The following is a 4,315-nucleotide window of genomic DNA, read 5'->3' on the forward strand; positions in this document are numbered from 1 at the left end:
ATAATAACATCTATAGTAGCTATAGGGTCAAGAAATATTTTCAGAATTAGCTAGATAACCCTTTTTTCATTTTATAATGATTATTTAATTAGTTTTCTAATGCTTTCTACATTTTTATTGATTAGATGCCGAATGACATTTTTATATAGCCAATTTTTAATGCCAGACAAATTAGTGCCATATTTCTCATAGAATTCATCTGGGGTGTTAAAAATGCCAAAGTCATCATGTATACCTTCTTTTTGTATATACGTATCTTTGCCTGACCATTCCACTTGTGGATCTAATAAACACTTTGTTGCAATACCATATCCGCAAAAATTATTTTTCACATTTTTAAACTTAGATTGAATAGATTTTAGATACGAGTCATCAATAATAAAGCCTTCTAGATTGATCCAATTATCTTCAAAAAACACTTCAACCCAGCTATGAATAATGAATTCTGGAGCAAGCCACATAATGTAATTGGGTATAGCACCTTTTTGTAAGCTTTTCTCAATAGTAAATCCGTGAAATCTACAAGGAATATCCAATGCTCTTAATAAAGCCATTAAAAGAGTTCCTTTAGTATTGCATTGACCATACCCATCAGCTAAAACAAAGCTCGCACTTATATCATCACGACTGTTATACCCAAACTTTATTTCATCTTTAACAAAACTGTAAGCAGCCCCTATTTTTTCAAAATCATCAAGAGAATTCCAGCCTCTATTTTTAATCAAGTCTGTAATTAGAGGGGTATCGTAATCTAGAATATTCGATTTCTTTAAATATATATGTGATTTCATAGGATTCTGCTTTACTAATTCAGTTGCTGGCTAAAACGAGCAATAGTCATTAATATATGCTCGTTATTTATCTTGTTATTAACAGCTTATAGGTCAACACATCAACACTATAATCTCTATAGTAACTATAGGGTCAAGGATGAATTGACAGAATTAGCTAGATAGATATTTTCAATGTTCATTTTAAAACCATTAGTCAGCGATTTTTCTAATGTTCTCTACATTTTCATTGATAACACCCAGTTATAAAAATATTTTTTAATACTTTACTCTATAGCAACTATAGGTATTACAATTGATAATAATTATCATTTGGGCTGTAATATTTAAGGGCCATAGTATGCAATTTTGTTGGAACGTGCGATTAATAAGTCAAAAAAATATAGGAATACAATCATTATTATGTTTAGTGTTGATGGCGATTCTTTTATTTTCGAAGTTGAGTGTAGCTTCAACGGTTGATGAGGTTGCTCAACTACGCCAGATAGCACAGTTGGCAGAATATGTGGGGGTCGATTACGCATCAGCGGTTGATAATGGTCAAGTTATTAACGATGATGAATACCAGGAAATGCTTGAATTCTCTCAATTGATAGTTGATAAAACGTCAAGTGATAATTATGTTATGCACTCTCTCAATGAGAAAGCATCGGCTTTACAAACCGCCATTTCAACTAAACAAAAAGTAGACACTGTCAGGCAATTTGCTTCTGAACTACGAATTTCACTATTGGCTATGATGCCTGAGTTACCTCTCCCTAAAAGATTACTGTCTAAAGACGCGACGTTTTCTTTATTTGAAAATAACTGTGCGAGTTGCCACGGTCTTTCAGGTCAAGGAAATGGTATTTTAGCATCGGGATTAGAGCCTGCTCCTACCGATTTTACCGATAAAAAACGTGCTGAAAACCGTTCACTTTTAGGCTTGTTTGATGCCATATCTAATGGGCTTGATGATACGGCCATGCCTGCATTTACACAATTAAAAGAACAGCAGAAATGGTCCCTTGCATTTTATGTCGGAAGCTTAGCATTTCAATCATCAAGAGAATTAACCAAACCATCACAATCAATTTCATTACAAAACTGGATAAATTATAGTCCATCAAAATTATCGACAGAAACTGACGGATTAACGAAAAATGCAATTGAAGGATTAAGAGCTAATCCCACATTATTGTTTACCGATCAAAGTAGTCCTTTAGCTATAACCAAAACTCAATTAGCTGCTGCAAGCATTGCATATAAAAATGGAGAGTATGAGCAGGCCAAAACACTTGCGGTGAGTGCTTATCTAGATGGTTTTGAATTAATTGAAAATAGTTTGGATGCATGAGACAAAAATTTACGTAAAAGTATCGAAGGAAGCTTGATTAAGCTTCGTCAAGTGTGAAGTAACGCCCAACAGGTTAATCAACTTGAAAGCCTTATGGAAGTTACTGTGGGGCAACTCAATAACGCTGAAGGGTTACTAACAGAAACCACTCTATCAAATGAGGCTCTTTTTACGGCGAGCTTAGTTATCTTACTAAGGGAAGGTTTAGAAGCGTTACTGGTTGTACTGGCTTTGATAACAGTATTAGTGCGAACTAAACGTCATGATGCTTTAAAATATGTCCATTTTGGTTGGCTGAGTGCGCTATTAGCGGGTTTTGCTACTTGGGCGTTAGCCCAATCAATGATCAGTATCAGTGGTGCAAGTCGAGAAGTCATGGAAGGTATTGCTGCAATGCTTGCAGCGTTAATGTTGTTCTATGTGGGGATCTGGATGCATAGCAAAACGAATGCTGAACATTGGCAGGCATACATTCAAAAGCACATTAATACACAATTAGAAGCAGGTACACTTTGGGGATTAGCCGTGCTCTCATTTATCGCTGTTTACCGAGAGGTTTTTGAAACGGTTTTATTCTATCAATCACTGTTAACACAAGCCTCAACGACTCAATACTCATTTGTTATCGGTGGACTTTTATTCGGGATAGCTGTGTTATCGATTATTGCATGGGGAATGTTTAAATATTCTGTAAAATTGCCAATCGCTCGTTTCTTTTCAACAACAACATATCTCTTATTAGCACTGTCATTTATATTAATGGGAAAAGCAGTTTCAGCATTACAAGAGGCTGCCGTTATTGGAATTTCTCCATTGCCAATTACTGTAGAGGTTGATTGGATTGGTGTTGGGTCTACTTGGGAAGGCATAATGGCACAGTTGACAATATTGGTTTTATTTATAGCCTATATGGATAGATCTAGAAGAAAACAAATAATGATTTAAGATCAGCATTGTTTCTAAACATTTTTAGCTACGTCACTGGTAAGCTTTTGTAAAATACCACACTGCTCAATTGTTCCATTATTTGAGCATGTGTTACTTAAGTAATTTAATTGTTCTTTTAGGCTATTAAGTTCTTTGATACGTTGTTCAACTTGCTGAATATGACTATCGATCATGTTGTTAACTGAGTTGCATTGAATCGAGGGTGAACTTTGTAACTCAAGCAGTTGACGAATTTCCGATAAGGTTAAATCCAGCGTTCTGCACTGTTTAATAAACATCAATTGTTTAAGTGACGATTTATTATATAAACGAAAATTTCCTTCACTTCGCTCTGGGGATTTCAAGAGTTGTTCTTTTTCATAATAACGGATCGTTTGTACTGAACAATCTGTTAATTTTGCTAGTTCGCCAATTTTCATAATATTAAATTTCTTTGTTGACTCTATGGTTACTATAGACTTTATACTTTGTAAAAATGAGTTTAGCAAGGTTTTTCATGTCAAATAAATGTAGTGGCCAATGTGAGTCAGTTGTTACTGACTCTAGTATTAAAGAGTTTAAAAATACTGATGCTTTTGATGGGCGTTTCACCACTGATTATAAAGTGCCTAAGATGGATTGTCCTTCTGAAGAACGATTGATAAGGTTAGCGCTCGACGGTATTGAACCACCTGTTGGATTAACATTTGATATTCCTAATCGGCTAGTTAAAGTTTTTCATGATGCTCATTTGGATGAGATAACGACGAAGCTTCAATCATTGAATTTAGGTGCTACGTTAGAAAGAACCAGAGAAAGTTGCCGTGTTGAAGCAACCCAAGCCAAAGTATCTGCTAAAGAAAATGAAGGGAAAGAAACCATTTTTCTTAAGTGGTTACTGATCATTAACGGGTTCATGTTTTTTTGTGAATTCATCGCGGGTTGGATTGCTCAATCCGCTGGACTGATTGCTGACTCTTTAGATATGTTTGCAGATGCTGCTGTATATGGCTTGGCAATATATGCGGTTGGGAAAAGCATTAAGATGAAACTCAAAGCTGCCCACATATCGGGATTGCTACAAGTTATCCTTGCGTTAGGTGCTTTAAGTGAAGTGTTAAGGCGATTTATATACGGAAGTGAACCCGTATCAAATTTAATGATGATTTTTGGTGCACTTGCGTTAATTGCCAATGTTACATGTTTGTTTTTAATATCAGATAGTAAAGAAAATGGCGCTCATATGAAGGCTAGTTGGATT

At 35.2% G+C, this 4,315-nt stretch carries 5 protein-coding genes; 3 read left to right on the forward strand and 2 right to left on the reverse strand.

From position 1 onward, the window contains the following. Positions 1-80: 80 nt before the first annotated feature. The gene (locus tag H4J50_RS18510; RefSeq protein ID WP_182257637.1) at positions 81-791 is read right to left on the reverse strand and encodes a transglutaminase family protein; all 711 of its coding nucleotides are present in this window, start codon (positions 789-791) and stop codon (positions 81-83) included. A gap of 340 nt (positions 792-1,131) precedes the next feature. Between H4J50_RS18510 and H4J50_RS19730 the strand changes: the two genes are divergently transcribed. After that, entirely contained in the window at positions 1,132-2,127 is a 996-nt protein-coding gene (locus H4J50_RS19730; RefSeq protein ID WP_259366300.1) for a cytochrome c, read from the forward strand. A gap of 93 nt (positions 2,128-2,220) precedes the next feature. After that, positions 2,221-3,072 (forward strand): FTR1 family protein, encoded by an 852-nt coding sequence (locus H4J50_RS19735; protein WP_259366301.1) that lies wholly within the window; start codon positions 2,221-2,223, stop codon positions 3,070-3,072. 14 nt (positions 3,073-3,086) lie between these two features. Here H4J50_RS19735 and cadR read toward each other — a convergent pair whose 3' ends face one another. Continuing rightward, positions 3,087-3,494 carry a Cd(II)/Pb(II)-responsive transcriptional regulator gene (gene cadR / locus H4J50_RS18520; RefSeq protein WP_024592054.1) on the reverse strand — a complete coding sequence of 136 codons (408 nt, stop codon included), beginning with the start codon at positions 3,492-3,494 and terminating at the stop codon, positions 3,087-3,089. A 77-nt stretch (positions 3,495-3,571) separates the two neighbouring features. Between cadR and H4J50_RS18525 the strand changes: the two genes are divergently transcribed. Further along, positions 3,572-4,315, forward strand: a 744-nt coding sequence (locus H4J50_RS18525; protein ID WP_182257638.1) for a cation transporter, incomplete at its 3' end; no start/stop codon positions are given.

It is taken from the genome of Colwellia sp. 6M3 (assembly GCF_014077595.1).
GTDB lineage: Bacteria > Pseudomonadota > Gammaproteobacteria > Enterobacterales > Alteromonadaceae > Cognaticolwellia.